This is a genomic window from Pseudomonas juntendi (assembly GCF_009932375.1).
In the GTDB taxonomy this organism is placed as follows: Bacteria; Pseudomonadota; Gammaproteobacteria; order Pseudomonadales; family Pseudomonadaceae; genus Aquipseudomonas; species Aquipseudomonas juntendi.
In genome coordinates, this window is sequence record NZ_BLJG01000001.1 from 1 (window position 1) to 14,971 (window position 14,971).

The window sequence follows — 14,971 nt, forward strand, 5'->3', positions numbered from 1 at the left end:
TCTGGTGCAACCTCAGCCGAAGAGGGCGTATATCAACAGCCAAAATGCAGGACTCGAAGATTACACGGTTCCTGTGGGAGCGGGCGTGCCCGCGAACACCGGCGCAGCCGGTGCCAGACACCGCGTCGCCTGCTTCGCGGGCAAGCCCGCTCCCACAATGAATCGCACAGGCTTTTCAAATTTTGAGAAAGACAGTTGCACCTGCATCAAGCGAGTTGAGCAGGGCTCTGGGGCGTGGGCTGAAAACAAAAAAGGCCCACCTTGCGGTGAGTCTTTTGAGTACTGCGTATGGTGCGGCACCAGGAGTCGAAAAAAATTTTAAATATCTAATTTATATATATTTTATTCTTAATTAATAAACCGTCTATCTCTAAAACTATCCTGGGACCTCGGCGCTTTCTAAGAATTGGTACAGGGGGATGGCTATGGTGGGATCGATTGCCCTCGGCGTCCAAGATCTCACAAAGCGTAGGACGTCTGTAATAGCAACAATCTACAAGTTTTTCGAGCACAGTGCTTGGCTATACCAGCAAGATAATGAGTCTTCTCTCCCCGGCACAAAAGAAGTTTTCTACTTATCTTGAGAAAGTACACTGAAGCACGACTTAGCCATTTAAAGCTACATGTTGAACTCAGGCTCTCGCAAACTAAAAAATGGTCAAAGTAAGCCTACGCCCCAGCCTGCGCCGCAGGCACACTCAGGGAACCGTCACCCAATCACTTTACAGGAAAAATTGCTGCTGGGTTAGTTATGAAGCTTCATGCTCGGAGGCGCGCGAGCGCGTGCCTATATCCGAAATTAGTTATAGGCACTTTGGCGGTGAAGAACTATTCTTCCGACACAGCAGGAAGGCTACTTGTCAGAAGGTGGCAAATCTTCTCGTACTCATCAGCTTCAATTTCGGTCAAAAGTTTTTGTAGCTCAACGGTCAGGGTATAGCGCGTAGTGGCACCTTCGCTCGTGGCTTGGACTGTCATATGCTCAGGCTGAAAGCAACCAATAATGCCAATGAGACCGTCATCATCAGTGATGAATGACGTATTCTTGTATCTTCCACCATCTGGATGGCTAGCCTTATCGATGTGGAGCTTTTGCTTAGCGAATCTGGTGATCGCCATGATATCAGCTAACACATTTTCAGCATTAAATTTGGCAGGATCTGCTTTGAGCTTCAGTAATTTTTTAGCAGCCCTATTTCCATATAGACAGGCCAATACTATGGTAACAATAGGATGCTGAGGGTATACATTTAAAGAACACGCAAGAGAGACAATTTCCTCTGATTTATCAAGCCTGAGAGTTTTGGCGACTGGCTCTCTAATACCAATTCTATCGTTGATTGTCTCAAGAAATTTAACGTAGTTTGGCCGCTCAAGTTCGATTGCAGTGCGCCTCAACTCTCGAAGGAACTGAATCACGAAGTCGTCGGGCTCGTACACATGGGCATGCTTGAAGAATGCCCGCATTGCAGATAGGTCGCCTAGTATGCGTTCTTCTAATTCGATGTCTGAAGCTATTCCACGTGAATCACTTACTTTTTCCATCAAAGCAAAAAGATAAGAGATGCCATTTTGAGGTTTGTCTATAGACCGAAGGTGGTTGACAATTTTGGCTTTACGCTCGCTCTTTACAAGTTGATCACTGGATAGTTTTGTTGCGCCAACCACACAAATATCCAAAAAATATAAAGTTGGAACACTTGCTGCCCACTCCCTGAAGAGTTCAACTTGTTCAGGAGTCAATCGCATATTTACCTTGATTCGGTCGCGACGGGTAAACTCTTCAATTTCGTTCTGCGAATCCATGCTATGTCATCCATCTTGTTATGGCCAAAGAGCCTCGAAAGAGGTTTAAATCAAGTCCTCACAAGGCATGTTACGCTGCTGGCCGGGGCAAAGCAGCATGATTTCGAGGAGCGCCTTCAAGACTTAACCAGACATTAGCTTCATTTTCCGAGCGAACCCTGTCAATGGTCTCAAGATCACCAAAAGTAAAAAATCGTTTGTAAGGCGAGCCTGCTTCTGAGGAAAAGAGAGCTAGGCCTCTTCTCGCGAAGCTTTTGCGCGCGCCGGTCGTAGAACGAGCCCGGCCGAGCAGTCACATTTCGCCCATGCTAGCGCCAAAATTCATGCCTATAACGCCCCTGCAGCCTCCACAGCCCCCATTCCTAGGTGGCTAGCTCCAGCTCACGGCCTGAAGGCGCAAGGAGCGTGGGTTTCTGATGCATTTTGGCGTTGCCTTTCCAGCCCATTCGCGAGATTAAAACCTTGGGGCATCAAGGATCGCTGGAATGTATCCAATGAGGTAATATGAAGAATTTACGAAAAACCTCGTGAGGGGGATGTGCCGTGGCCGTGACTGATCAAGAAGATCTTGCTGGACGACTCTGGAGCTTATGCCACGTTTTGCGGGACGATGGGATTGTATACCATAAGTATCTGTCCGAACTTACCTATCTTCTATTTTTAAAGAATGCCAAGCAATTAGGCGTAGAAGCAGAAATTCCCAAGGGTTGCAGATGGGACGATCTGCTAGATGCACGCGGGGCAGGCATGCTTGGGTTCTATAGGAAGTTACTCACCCGTCTCGGGGAAGACGTTTCCGATGAAAATCTGAGAAGTATTTTTTCTTTCCCAACTACAGTTTTTTCTCACGATGAAAATCTCAATAAAGTAGTCAATGGGATTCAAGCGATAAACTGGCATGTTTGCGATAGGGATGCACTCGGCCTCATTTATGAAAGCTTGTTAGAGCGAAATGCAACTGAAGCAAGGTCAGGATCAGGCCAATATTTCACACCAAGACCCCTTGTCAACACCATGGTTTCAGTTATGAAACCTCAGGACAAAGAAATCATTCAAGATCCTGCGGTCGGTACTGGTGGGTTTTTAATCGCGGCACACCGTTACTCGAGCCAACAATCCCTACAGCATCGGCGGTATCAGGGTATTGAGATTGAAAGAGATACCTTCCGACTTTGCTTAATGAACCTCTATCTTCATGGAATGAATGGCAGAGTAATACATGGTGATGCTTTAACAATAGATTCTGAAGGACTGCCAGAGGCCGATTTAATCTTGGCCAACCCGCCCTTCGGTGTCAGTACAGGCGGAGCACGAAAACGCCGCGAGGATCTACCGCACCCGACCGGCAATAAACAACTTGCCTTTTTGCAGTACATTAGTTTAGCAATTGCTCCCGGCGGCCGCGCTGCGGTAGTTGTCCCTGATAATGTTCTGTTCGAGCCAGGAGTTGGGACTCAAGTTAGACAGTATTTGATCGAGAAACTCGACTTACACACAATATTGCGCCTGCCGACGGGCATCTTTTACGCTCCAGGCGTACGCACACACGTTTTGTTTTTTAACAAGCCAACATCGGAGCAGCCCGTTTCTGACAAGCTGTGGATTTATGACTTACGTACAGGAATGCCCGTCTTCAGTAAAAGAAAGGCACTCCAAGATGATGACTTCAAAGATTTCATCAAATCCTTTGGCGATGACTCTTACGGTCGTTCACCTAGAACGGAATCTGTGCGGTTTAAATCTTTTTCGAAGGATGACGTCCGCGCAAGGAAGTACGATCTTGATATCCGATGGGCGGAGGAAGAAACCAGCGAAGACGACCCAGATTTAGCAGATTTACTAGCCCAAATGGATGATGCCCTCACCGACGCACGCGTTGCACTTTCTGAAATCAGTACTATTATAAGTGGAACTGATATATCGATAGATTCAATAATTAGTAATCGAGACTTAGATGTCACACCCTAAAACCGAGGCCAAGGTGAAGGTTCGTCTTGGCGACTTAATAGATCAAGTCCGAGAATCTGCTTTGCCAGGAGAATTACCTACGGACTCTCATTTTATTGGGCTGGAGGACATCATTCCTCACGAGGGTGTCTTGGGTAAAGTATCTCAAATCACCAGTGTAAAAAGTCGAGTTTCAAAATTTGAGACGGGTGATGTTCTATACGGTCGTCTTCGCCCTTACCTAAGAAAGTCAGCAATCGCAGAATTCAATGGTTCAGCATCCGCTGAATTTCTTGTTATGCGCTGTTCATCGCGCATACTGTCTAGATATCTATTGATGATATTGTTAAGCGAAGACTTTTCTAAGTATATAAGCAATAGAGTTAAAGGTGATAGACCTAGGACCTCATACGATACAGTGGCAGGTTATCAAATTGATCTGCCGCCCATTGAGGTGCAAACGGAAATCTGTGATCGCGACGAGAAGCTTGCCTTGGCCGTTGCAAGCGTAGAGCATGCAGTAGATACGCACAGAAATGCGGCATCAGATTTGACAAATGCATTAAGAACAAGGTTGATTTGGAAAAACTGCGAGGTTAAAACCTCGTTAGACCAATTGCTAGAATCCATCGACTACGGCACAACTCAAAAAAGCAGCTACGGCGGAATAGGCGTCCCAACGCTTAGAATTCCTAACATTAGTTCAAATGGTGACATCGACACTTCTGATCTTAAGTACACACCAATAGAAAAATCAGATATTGAAAAGTACCAGCTTAGTGATGGTGATGTACTAATGATCAGATCTAACGGCAGCCTTTCACTCGTAGGGCGGGCAGCCTTAGTCTATGAACTACACGCAACATATGCTTTTGCAGGTTATCTGCTTCGTCTTCGTCCAAAGCAGGGAGTACTGGGTGGTTATTTATTGCAGCTGGTAAAAAGTGGACCATTTCTAAAAATGGTAGAGAAGGCTGCTAGATCTAGTACAGGGATTAACAACCTTAGTGCAGCTAGGTTAAAAAAATTCATTGTCCCACTGGCCTCAATCGAAAAGCAAAAAACCATTGTTGATACGCTTGAAAAATTACAGGCTGAAGTTTTTCTGTCCTCCGAGTATCTTGAGAAAGCAAAATTCAATGCCAAGGCTCTTAGAGAAAAGATAAGGGACGTGTGGCTTGGTAACTCGGCATCTCACAGCGTTTTAGCTCAGTCTACTCGACCAACAAAAGAAAATAACCTCGAGGATCTTACTTTACAAATGGACTGGGACTCTATTGAAGATATTGAAAGCTCTATTCTAGAGCATATTGATCTTATGCAGCCCCAGGGTGTCGGATTTGAAGTGCTTTCAAGTAAAATGAGAGTTGAATACGAGCCTCTAAGGGATGCAGTTTTTAAATTGCTCACAGGAAATCCTAAGATGTTATCTCAAGAGTTTGACAAGCAAAGTCGCTCGATTGTTCTTAGGCGCGCAAAATGAAAATTATTTACTTGAAAATTTATGAGGCGGAGGCATGCGGCAACTTACTTAATGGATTAAGATTGTCGCTAGAGCGCGAAGTTACAGATGACAGACAAAACTTCTCAACTTTGTGCTTGGTTGGCCCCAACGGGTCCGGAAAATCTCAGCTTCTACAAACAATTGCTGAAATATTTCAAGATGCTTGGCATTACCATGCTCCTCATGAAGAGAGAGCAGAACCCAACAGGGGGCTAGCATTCAAAATAGTTTATGACTTAGATGTTGGCGAATCTAATAGTCGCAGAGTTAGGCTGTCTAGAGCTGCATCTCAGAAACGTCGTTCAGCAGTACGCATGGAGATGCTCTCGACTGAGGGTTGGGTTGATGTGATCCATACTACTCCACTCTATGGGGAGCTGCTTCCTCCGATCATTGTTGGTTACACATCGGGGGATAATGAAACTCTAAGTCTACCATTCTTCAAGAGCCGAGCAGCATACGCTAAAGATGTTACATCTGCTGCCTTGAGTTTGGAAAGGCGAGAGACAAAAGTCCCAGACAACCGTTTGCTTCTTATCGACTACGGAACTAACTTAGAGGTTTTGATAGCCAATCTGATGCTTGGCTCAGAAATTCTTTGCAACAAGATTTTGGAACATGCCGCGCTTAATGGTCTTGCATCTTGGCGCTGTATCATCCAGCTGGAACCATCGACCATAACTCGCACGAAGCCTATTAATGGTCGCCGTGGTGTTAAGCTGACGCAGGAGCTCGAGGACATCTTAACGAAGTTGAGATCCTGCTCGACCTGTCAAAACCATGATTCTTCTACAGATACATATACACTAGACTTTCTGGTCGACGACGAAACCCGTGCGGCCTTTCGTTCACATTGGAAAAGTGCTTCGGATCTATACAAATCGTTCCATAAATTTGCAATGTTGAATGACCTGGCTATTCAAAAAAAGGTTCGTTCCCGATTAGTTCGTCAGATATCTAGAGGGCGATTCGCTACACGGCTTCCTGAACCGCAGGATGAAAATAAAGTTTTCAGATTTGAAGAAGTTCGCTTCCATTCGCGTAAATCTGGAGATGACCCTGTTGACTATGTTGCGCTTTCTGACGGAGAGCATCAGCAAGCACAGATATTTGGGGTATTCTCTATGATCACCGACCCCAATGCGTTATTTTTACTAGACGAGCCTGAGTCGCACTTCAATCCTCAATGGCGTGTTAAATTCATCAATCGCCTAACATCTATACCTGTACCACAGACATCTTCTAGGGAAGTAGTCTTAACCTCTCACGCACCCTTCGTGCCGTCAGATATGAGGCGAGAAGAGGTAATTATCTTCAAAAGAACATCATACGGAATTGAGACCGGCAGCCCTAAGAATGAAACATTTGGCGCCACGTTTGACCGAATATTAAAAGACTGCTTTGGAATTGATCCCCCAATATCAGCGATGGCACACAACGAAATCACTCGGCTAATGGATCATGGCGAGGCTGAAGAAATTGAAAGCGCACTTAATCGAATTGGCTCATCCGTTGAGAAAGCGTTTTTGATCGATCACCTTAATCAAATCAAGGATGGAGAAAAGTAGTTGCTCTATAATTACTCGCCGCCAGATAATAAACTAAACTGGCTACAAGACTTTTTAACTGAGTTGGTCAAAGAAACGCTTTCTTCCAGAGTAGCCCAAGTTCAGGCAAGGAGCTGGACAGCATTGATGCCGGCAAAATACTCTGCGCAGTTAAAAAAAAGGCACGGTATCAGAACACGTTATCAATCTTTAACGCTAGCCTCACTAAATCTTACGACGGCTCAAGCCAACAATGCGCTCAGCATAATAGCGAATGCATCCACTTATAATAATACAGTTTCCAGTATATCCCTCTATAACCTTAATGTAACGGATGAATATAAAGGCGCATTAAAGATTTTATATGAATTCGGTTTTGGTCTTTTAAGTGAACTGCAGCACGACCCAGATGACCCAAGTAGTGAAAAGATCCGCGACAAACTATATAAAGACGTATACAGATCAATGCCTGGCCACCTATGTCCATTTTGCGGTATAGACCGATTTGATGCCCCGCATCCGGATATGCCGCGCCATGCCTTGGATCACTATTTGGCCATATCACTATATCCAATCTTTGGCGCCCACCTGCCAAATTTAGTGCCGATGTGCGGCAGATGCAATAGTAGTTTCAAACTAGCTATTGACATGCTTAAAACTCCGCAGGGCGTCGCAAGAGCATGCGTTTATCCCTATGGCCAGAAAACCGCTCGCATATCCCTTCTAAATAGCGCTCCATTTGGAAGCGGCCAGAACGGTCAACTACCTAACTGGCGGATTGACTTCGTACCCAATGACCCGGAATTTAAAACTTGGGATGATGTTTTCAAGATACGTTTTAGATATAAAGAGAGTTTGCTAGATGCTGAATACAAAACATGGCTTGATGACTTTGCGCAGTGGGCGCAAGAAAGCAACATAGCTGTAACTAACAATCAAGAGGCGAGTGAAGCACTGGCGAAATGGGCCTCAATATGTCCAGCGATTAATGACTATGGTTTTCTCAAAAAGCCAATGTTTGAAATGCTCGCAGCCACTGCGCAGAATTCAAACGCAACAGGGAACAGATTGACCGGATTAGTGAAAGCACTGTGTTCACCTTAAGAATAAATTTTTAAGCGGGTTGAAACAGCTGAGAAATCCGTGGGCAAAGATGATCCATCTAGTATGCAAAACCGATCTTTGCCATTTTTATGTGATGATTACTTTTTTTCGCCTTAATCTGCTGTCATATAGCTAATAAACAAATGAATGCGTTGGATGCTTTGCGTCAAGCATTTGAGTGCGTCTAGGCTAAGCCAAGTTTAAAATTACATTGATTGCGAGTCTGACGCTCGGGTTAGTTTCAAACATCTGTATGCATTAAATCAGTGGTGCATTAATTCGAAGATTGATCGGCCGCCACCTTGTTAGTGTTCTCAGACCACATGACTCAGATCTCTTCCTCAATTTCGACATAATAAGGTACCGTCTCCCAAGTGCACGCGCCTTCTGCTCACAGTAGCTTTTCATGCTGACCCCGGCCTGTCGTCGCTCTGCGCTGAAACTAACTCGCCTGTGCTCCTGGTAGCGACGGACTACACCCGTTGTCAAGGTATAAGAATATAAGTCTACTGTTCGCGAATTTCGTTGGCAAGAGACTTGCTAGTAGAGTCGATAAAGCTCGGTGGTTTTTCTTCATGAATATAGTTAGTCGCACTAGGTGACAACCCGCGCGACATCAAAGATATTAGAGGCGTCTCAAAGCCTAGGAACTTGAGGCAACTTTTTTCCTTACTTATCCAAATGTTTAGATCAGACTAAGCACCGCCACGTTTCAGCCCAAGCATCAGGACCAGGTCCCCATCAGAGCTTGAAAACCCATGACGTTTCTAAACGTCGAGCTAGCAGCCGGACCGTCAGCATGTAGTAATACTGCGTTGCCTGACTGTGTTCGCTCAAGCGAGTCTCAAGAAACCACACTACATGCTTCTTTTTCCAAGTCCAAGGGTTTTCCCGCTGCCAGCGGTCAGCGATTGCAGCCTGAATGATCTTCGCTTGGCGCACATGACGTTCCCGCGTTGCGCGCGACCCGGTCAGCACGCCAGCCAAGAACAGTTCCATATCGAAGGACTGACTCATATCCGCCCTCCGATGTAGGCAGCTACCACATCGATCCGACCATGCCCCAGCTCATAGCCGATTTGTACCCGGGCCGCTCGATCAAGGCGCTGATTTAGCCTGTAGCATTCACCACCGTTTATAGGTGCTGGATGTTGGGTGATTTGCTTGTAGCGCTCACATGCATACGCCGCTCGTAGCTCATGTAAGCCTTTGAGATTATGTGCATGAATGGTGTAGCGTGCAGGACAGATGATCTCCTGAAGAATGCTCAAGTAGCTTTCGTTCGAAGCAATGAGGGTTCGGCTATCAGCAGGCGACGCTTGCTTCGCAAACTCAAGCGCGCCACGGATATGGTCGTCCACCGTAATCCAGCGATGTGCCGAGGCGCCGGCGCGGCCGCCTTTAGTGCCATCTTGAATGTTAATCCTGCCTAGCTCGTTAGCTTCACGGTTTAGCCGTGGCAGGTCAGCCAAGATAGCCTCTCTCAACCGCATTCCGGTCGCTCGCGCCAACAGGACGATCGCTGCGGACCGTCTCTGACCACGGTTGCAAAGTGCATTGACGATCTGCTTAACCTGTTTGCGGTCTTGGCCTTGCGGCACCGACTGTCGAACACCGGTGCGCTGGATGCCCAATGCCTTGCTCGGGCTGGGCAACTTCACGTACTGATCACCGCGAAGCGCTGCCATGGTCCTGTTAACGCTGGATAGCCGATTTTGTGCGGTGCTGACGGCCAGGTCACCGCGCCCAATCGCGTCGCGCAGATACGCCGCATAGTCGGCCAACACCTTTCGATCAATTTGGCGCGCATCATTGATACCGGCCCCCTGTTCGGAGCGGCACCACTTCACGAATGCCTGCCAGCGATCACTGTGCGCTTTGACCGTACCGTAGTGGCCACCGCCGAACATGTCCTTAAGCGCCTGCGGCCCTGTGTAGCTCAATTGCCTGCCATAACCGAAATTGCGACCATCGCGTCTACCCACCAATGCCATGTCGGTCACCTCATCTGCCGTTCTCCGATGCTCGCCCCACGTCATCCCGCCAAGAATGCTGAGTGTTATCAGGGATCAAGGCCTCTGCGACCTGTGGGGATGTCCTCTAACGCGGGACTGGCGGCTCCTTACGTCCGGGAGCGAGGGCATCTCATGATCTGGCCTCCTGAGCACCGTTACCGGTGGGCGGGTAGAGGCTGCATTGGCTGACGAGACCAGTGCCGCGAGATCCTGAGCCGGGAGAACGCAGCGGTGCGATGACCGGGGCATCCCTGACTGTCAGTCAGGTGCAGTCCATTCCTTGGTCTGCGGCACCATCATCTACAGCGCTGTTGCTGGTGACATCGGCGTTTGTCACGCCGATTGTCACGAGGGGGAATGCCGCAAAGCCTTGTGCGATCAGGGCTGCAGCAGTGGTAGAAGTGCCCGTCTCTTTCCAGAAGAAAGAGACGGGCACAGGTTGGCGCAATATTCGGCCAAACGGATAGGTTGCTGCAGGGCAGCGAGGTACGGTGTATCTGGCGCACGAGCGCTATGTGTGTAAGAGCATCCATCACATGAGTAGTGACCGGGCGAGCTGCCGGATGCGAATCGCCCTTGGGGAGAACCTCCGCCAGAGCGGCGTGACCTTTAAGGTTCGGGTCACCTGGGGTGCTGTCATCGACAGCGCTTGCAACTTCCGGTCTACGCCTGTGGACAATGTTCGTCAAGCAAAGCGATTTCAGGGATTTAGCGCCTGTGGATAAAACTATCCCCCGGTGGACATCACTGGTTTTCCACAGACGTACGCTGTGCCAGCGGTTTTTTTCTTAGGTATGGTCCTTTCAAACGGGGCGGCTTTGCAGCCCCGTTTGAAAGGACCCGCGCGGAGGAGCTTCATGCGGTGCTGTGGGTAACTTCACAGCGAGTTTGAGATGGTGGTGCGGCGGGCTACTCGGTCCTCTTGGCGCTGCGTAGGCGCGTGACGTTCTTGCCCGTTTGCTTAGCAAACTCATGCGGCGTCACATGGTCGTCGCGGTTCGCCTCCAGAAACCGGCTCCACCAGGTCATGATCATCCGGCGCTCTTCGAGGAACTCGGCCTTGTGGGTATAGGCGGCGCGCACGTTGTTGCGTTCCTTGTGGCTCATCTGCAGTTCGATAGCCGTCTCCGACCACAGCCCGGACTCGACCAGCGCACTGCACGCCATGGCTCGGAACCCGTGGCCGCAGATATCCACTTAGGTGTCGTAGCCCATCGCCCCGTATGCCGCATTCACCCGGTTCGCGGAAATCGTTTTCACAGTTTGGCATCCTGTACGAACGCCACATTCAGGTCACCTCAAGTTGCCGAGTTAGAGATCGAACTCGTTTCAGCAGGTAGGACGCAACACGATATTTCAAGCTTAAACCGCGCAACATTTCTATTCCCACCAACTGCAAGCGACTGCGCTAAATTCCCCACCCTCTGGCAACGATGCCGCCCCCAAACGCACTATCTCGCCGTGGGTAGACCATTGAAAAAATTTGCCTTTGTAAGTGCAGCCGCGGAGCGTGAGTACAAAGAACTGCCCAAGGACGTTCAGGACGATTTCGGCAAGGACCTGCGGCGCATTCAGTATGGCCAGGACCCTGTTCGGCCGTTCAAGTCATTGACGGAATCAGTAGGGGCGGGGGCGATCGAGCTCATCATAAACGGCAGCCCGGCATTCCGATGCGTGTATGTGGCCAAGTTCGCGGACATGGTCGTTGTGCTGCATTCGTTCGTAAAAACGACCAACAGGTCCGACCGGCACGCGATGCAGGTCGCCCAAGAGCGTATGAAGGAGCTCAAGCACGAGTTGCGCAAGATGGGGTACAGGATTTAGCCGCCCGGCGCTTGAGTGATCACAATCTGGGGAGGTGAACTGCCATCGTCTGTGGGAAGGTTCAGGCTGGTGCGAAAGCCAAGCTTGTCCAGCATGTCCATCATGGCGTCCAAAGTGAATTTCTCGATTTTGCCATTAGCCAACTCGGATACCCGGGACTGGGTTACGTTCAGCCTGGCGGCCGCCTCGTGTTGTTTGAGGCCCATTTTTTTGATGCAGTCGGTAATGAAGATGGAAAGGTCCATTTTCAAGGCCATTTTGCTGGCCGTTTCTGCATCGTGGGTGGCGTGGAAGGGGCTTTCATGGAATTGAAGCGGCATGGGCTTGCCTCAGCAGAAATATCTAAAATTTACGATAAAATCTTAGGTGGGCTCGATGGGCAAGTCAAAGCGTTTGTGTGTGGGGACTTTTCTTGATGGTCAGAGAATGCGCCATTTGAGATTGCTGGGGATGCTGCGCAGCCCATCGCAAGGCAAGGGTCCTGCATTGGTCCACGCGACGGAGCGGGTTCATCCGCGGAGGGGGCCTGCTGGCGAGATTTCCTGGGTATTCAACGTTGCAGCCACCACCGCATTCGCGGCTGAAGCCGCTCCTACATCGAGCGAGTTGAGCGGGGCTCTGGGGCGTGGGCTGGAAACAAAAAAGGCCCACCTTTCGGTGAGCCTTTTGAGTACTGCGTATGGTGCCGGCACCAGGAATCGAACCCGGGACCTACTGATTACAAGGCACCTGCACACAACAAGGAAATCAATGACTTAGGAGACTTCCTTGTTACGCGCAGGCGCCTGGAACGCCAATGTTTTCAGGGGGATATGAGGGCTTGTTACGCGAGGGTGCGAGGTGGTTTTGGTGTATCGGAAGGGTCTACAAGCGGCAGGCTGAGGTCGTAGATGTCGAGCATGGCTTCGTCGCGGTGGCCGCTGGCCTGCTGCTTCTCCGCCCGTGTGCCTGGGGTGTCGGTGATGCCCCGACGTTTAAGATCGTGCAGGCCATAGCGCTCCTCTTCAAGGAGCACACCCGCTTCAACTGCCTTCGTCATGAAGCGTTGCCAGGCGGTGTCCAGCCCCGACTTGCTCAGGGCCATGCCCTGGCTGCCGACGATCAGCGGCCGCCGCTCAGGACGCAGGGGAGTGGGGAACTTGCGAGCAGTCCAGATCTGCAACCGACAGGCCTTGGCCTCGTCCCACACAGCGCGCAGGCGTGGAGTCCAACGGACAATATTGTCCCGGCTGCCTTTCCGGCGGTTGGTCTGAACCCCTTCCTCCAGCTCGTTCGCGTCGGTCAGGGTGACAACCTCAATGCCACGGAGCCGGCACAGGTAAGCCAGCTCCATCGCAATACTCAGGTATGCCGGGCAACTGCCTGGCTCATTGCGATGCAGTCGGCCGAGCGCCTTGGCCCGATCGATCATGTCTTCCATTACCGCCACGGACGGCAGGCGCCGCTGCTTACGTTCGGCTGGCGCCTCAACGCCTTGGGCGGGGTTGCTATCCACATAGCCCCGGTTCCGGCCCCATTGCAGGACGCGGCGCAGGTAGCGAAGCACATGAGCGGCTTTCGACGGGGTACCCTCGGCGGCGATCTTGTCTACCAGCCGTTGCACCAGGGCGGGGGAAAACCGGCGCACGGCTAGGTCGCCCAAAGGCTTGCCCATCCTGGTGTCCTGGTTTACCAGGACATTGCGGCAATAGTCGTAGTCTTCCTTGGTGCGGGCCGAGAGTTCATCCTTGAACTTGGGGCTTTCGTGAAACTGCTGGCACAGGTAGCGCAGGGTTTCGCGATCGGTATTGCCGAACTCGTCCATGATGCGGTGCAGCTCGGCCAGGGTGGCGTCCGCCGGTGCCACGTTTCGCCGGCACTGTTTACCGTTTTCGTCACGGTGCGAGGTGTACCAGATCCCTGAGCCGCGTTGGTCAAAGTAAATAGCCGCGGGGAGCGCGGCTTGGTCGATGTGGCTTGGGATGTGCGGATTATGCTTCCGCTTGCGGGCCTTCTTCATAGGATGTCGGCGTCGTATCGCTCCGGGTGGCCAGGGCTTACGCCGCCGGCACGGTTGATAAGGTCAATGGTAGTCCAGGGCCCGGACTTGCCACGAAACATGCGTATACCCTGCTGGATCAAGGTTCGCTCAACGTCCGATCGGCGTTGGTAGCCAGTGATTCGCTGAAGATCCTCAAAGCTCAGAACGTCGCTGGTGGTGGTCCCCATGCTGTGTCTCGCAGATGTGCCCGCCGGCATTGTGCTTGAGAGCCGGCGGGGTGGTTATTAGAAGTTGTGAGCAAATTTTCTAGGGCAGTTACGTCATGTGTTTGGCCGGCATTTGAAGGCGAGCCAAATGTAGTGGCGCCCTTTGGCGGTAACCTTGATCTTATCGGCCTGCCTGTTCCAGCTGATCAACCGGAGCTCTTCCAGGATGTGCAGAGGTGCGGGCCGGCTCAAATGCCAGAAGCAGCCCGGCCATGTAATCAATGGCTTGCATGGCGTTGTCGTCTTCCTCGCCGAACACCTCGCGGGCCATCGCTTCGGCGCGGGAAACAGCCGATTGCCAGTCTGCAGGTGGTTCCTCCGCAACAACGTCGGCGTCCCAGCCAGTGGCTCGGCGCCGGCGCATCAGATTGAGGGCATCGGTAGCGCCCTTCGCCAGCCCGTGATATCTGCCGTCTGCCAGGTCATCTACGAATGCCTCCAGCGCATCCATGGCCGCAAGGCCATGGCCCATGCTCCAGGCTACAACCTCGCCGCCGTCCACTTCCGGTGGGACTGTCTTGCCAGAGGCGCCGCGGATTACCAGGGTGTCATAACGCATTGTGTTAGCCTTCGGCGTGCCGACTTCGGGGGTTTCTGCTTGCATGTTGTTTCTCCTTGGGTTTTGGCGGGTGCCGGGGAGCTGCAACTCCTTGGCACCACTTCTTTCGAATTCAGTCACGACGGGCGAGGTGGACGACCAGGCCGTCGAACCTGTCGTCGTCTTCCCCACAGCTCTGCCAGGCCAGAACTTCAAGGATCTGCTCCCTGGTGCAGTCGTCGACCAGAATCTCCCGCTGCCCGGCGTGGAATCGCACTTCCAGGATCGAGAGCAAGCCGTCGCCGGCATAGGCACCTGCGTTGACGATGGAATGGTCCTTGCCGGCCTGGGCCAGACGATCCCGCTCTTGCTGCAGTTGGCTCTGCCCGCAGCCGCCAGCATTGCCCATCAAAACGTGAATCAGCATGGTGGCTCCTTG

The 14,971-nt window shown here is 50.8% G+C and carries 14 protein-coding genes and 1 pseudogene; 6 read left to right on the top strand and 9 right to left on the bottom strand.

Going from position 1 to position 14,971, the window contains the following annotated elements; all coding sequences use genetic code 11:
• The coding region (locus tag GYA94_RS27860; protein ID WP_218031583.1) for a hypothetical protein at positions 1 to 322 on the top strand (322 nt) is incomplete at its 5' end.
• A gap of 506 nt (positions 323 to 828) precedes the next feature.
• Here GYA94_RS27860 and GYA94_RS00005 read toward each other — a convergent pair.
• Positions 829 to 1,806 (bottom strand): hypothetical protein, encoded by a 978-nt coding sequence (locus GYA94_RS00005; RefSeq protein WP_161891552.1) that lies wholly within the window; start codon positions 1,804 to 1,806, stop codon positions 829 to 831.
• A gap of 549 nt (positions 1,807 to 2,355) precedes the next feature.
• Here GYA94_RS00005 and GYA94_RS00010 point away from each other — a divergent pair.
• The 4 genes from GYA94_RS00010 to GYA94_RS00025 are packed head-to-tail and all read left to right on the top strand — an operon-like array spanning position 2,356 to position 7,908.
• A complete protein-coding gene (locus tag GYA94_RS00010; protein ID WP_161891553.1) occupies positions 2,356 to 3,774 on the top strand; it encodes an HsdM family class I SAM-dependent methyltransferase in 1,419 nt (472 codons plus the stop codon).
• Positions 3,761 to 5,236: a restriction endonuclease subunit S gene (locus GYA94_RS00015; protein ID WP_161891554.1), complete on the top strand. Its 1,476-nt coding sequence runs from the start codon at positions 3,761 to 3,763 to the stop codon at positions 5,234 to 5,236. Before GYA94_RS00010 ends, GYA94_RS00015 begins: the two co-directional genes overlap by 14 nt.
• A complete protein-coding gene (locus GYA94_RS00020) occupies positions 5,233 to 6,825 on the top strand; it encodes a restriction system-associated AAA family ATPase (protein ID WP_161891555.1) in 1,593 nt (530 codons plus the stop codon). Before GYA94_RS00015 ends, GYA94_RS00020 begins: the two co-directional genes overlap by 4 nt.
• Entirely contained in the window at positions 6,826 to 7,908 is a 1,083-nt protein-coding gene (locus tag GYA94_RS00025) for a hypothetical protein (protein WP_161891556.1), read from the top strand.
• A gap of 741 nt (positions 7,909 to 8,649) precedes the next feature.
• On the opposite strand, the gene GYA94_RS00030 is transcribed toward GYA94_RS00025, so the two are convergent.
• The 3 genes and pseudogenes from GYA94_RS00030 to GYA94_RS00040 all read right to left on the bottom strand — a co-directional run.
• Positions 8,650 to 8,925: a hypothetical protein gene (locus tag GYA94_RS00030; RefSeq protein WP_161891557.1), complete on the bottom strand. Its 276-nt coding sequence runs from the start codon at positions 8,923 to 8,925 to the stop codon at positions 8,650 to 8,652.
• A complete protein-coding gene (locus GYA94_RS00035) occupies positions 8,922 to 9,902 on the bottom strand; it encodes an integrase domain-containing protein (RefSeq protein ID WP_161891558.1) in 981 nt (326 codons plus the stop codon). Before GYA94_RS00035 ends, GYA94_RS00030 begins: the two co-directional genes overlap by 4 nt.
• A gap of 930 nt (positions 9,903 to 10,832) precedes the next feature.
• Positions 10,833 to 11,180 (bottom strand): annotated as a pseudogene (locus GYA94_RS00040) (tyrosine-type recombinase/integrase); the annotation flags it as partial.
• A 216-nt stretch (positions 11,181 to 11,396) separates the two neighbouring features.
• On the opposite strand from GYA94_RS00040, the gene GYA94_RS00045 reads away from it, so the two are divergent.
• Entirely contained in the window at positions 11,397 to 11,747 is a 351-nt protein-coding gene (locus GYA94_RS00045; RefSeq protein WP_115293252.1) for a type II toxin-antitoxin system RelE/ParE family toxin, read from the top strand.
• On the opposite strand, the gene GYA94_RS00050 is transcribed toward GYA94_RS00045, so the two are convergent.
• The 5 genes from GYA94_RS00050 to GYA94_RS00065 form a co-directional block, all read right to left on the bottom strand.
• A complete protein-coding gene (locus tag GYA94_RS00050) occupies positions 11,744 to 12,067 on the bottom strand; it encodes a helix-turn-helix domain-containing protein (protein WP_009682074.1) in 324 nt (107 codons plus the stop codon). The two genes, GYA94_RS00045 and GYA94_RS00050, sit on opposite strands and share 4 nt — an antisense overlap.
• A 503-nt stretch (positions 12,068 to 12,570) precedes the next feature.
• Positions 12,571 to 13,746: a site-specific integrase gene (locus tag GYA94_RS00055; protein WP_161891559.1), complete on the bottom strand. Its 1,176-nt coding sequence runs from the start codon at positions 13,744 to 13,746 to the stop codon at positions 12,571 to 12,573.
• Positions 13,743 to 13,955, bottom strand: a complete 213-nt coding sequence (locus GYA94_RS27995; RefSeq protein ID WP_054888470.1) for a DUF4224 domain-containing protein — start codon at positions 13,953 to 13,955, stop codon at positions 13,743 to 13,745. The genes GYA94_RS00055 and GYA94_RS27995 overlap by 4 nt, the downstream gene beginning before the upstream one ends.
• 160 nt (positions 13,956 to 14,115) lie before the next feature.
• Positions 14,116 to 14,598: a hypothetical protein gene (locus tag GYA94_RS00060; RefSeq protein WP_161891560.1), complete on the bottom strand. Its 483-nt coding sequence runs from the start codon at positions 14,596 to 14,598 to the stop codon at positions 14,116 to 14,118.
• Between the two features lie 67 nt (positions 14,599 to 14,665).
• Complete coding sequence (locus tag GYA94_RS00065) at positions 14,666 to 14,959, bottom strand: hypothetical protein (protein ID WP_161891561.1); 294 nt, start codon at positions 14,957 to 14,959, stop codon at positions 14,666 to 14,668.
• Positions 14,960 to 14,971 lie beyond the last annotated feature (12 nt).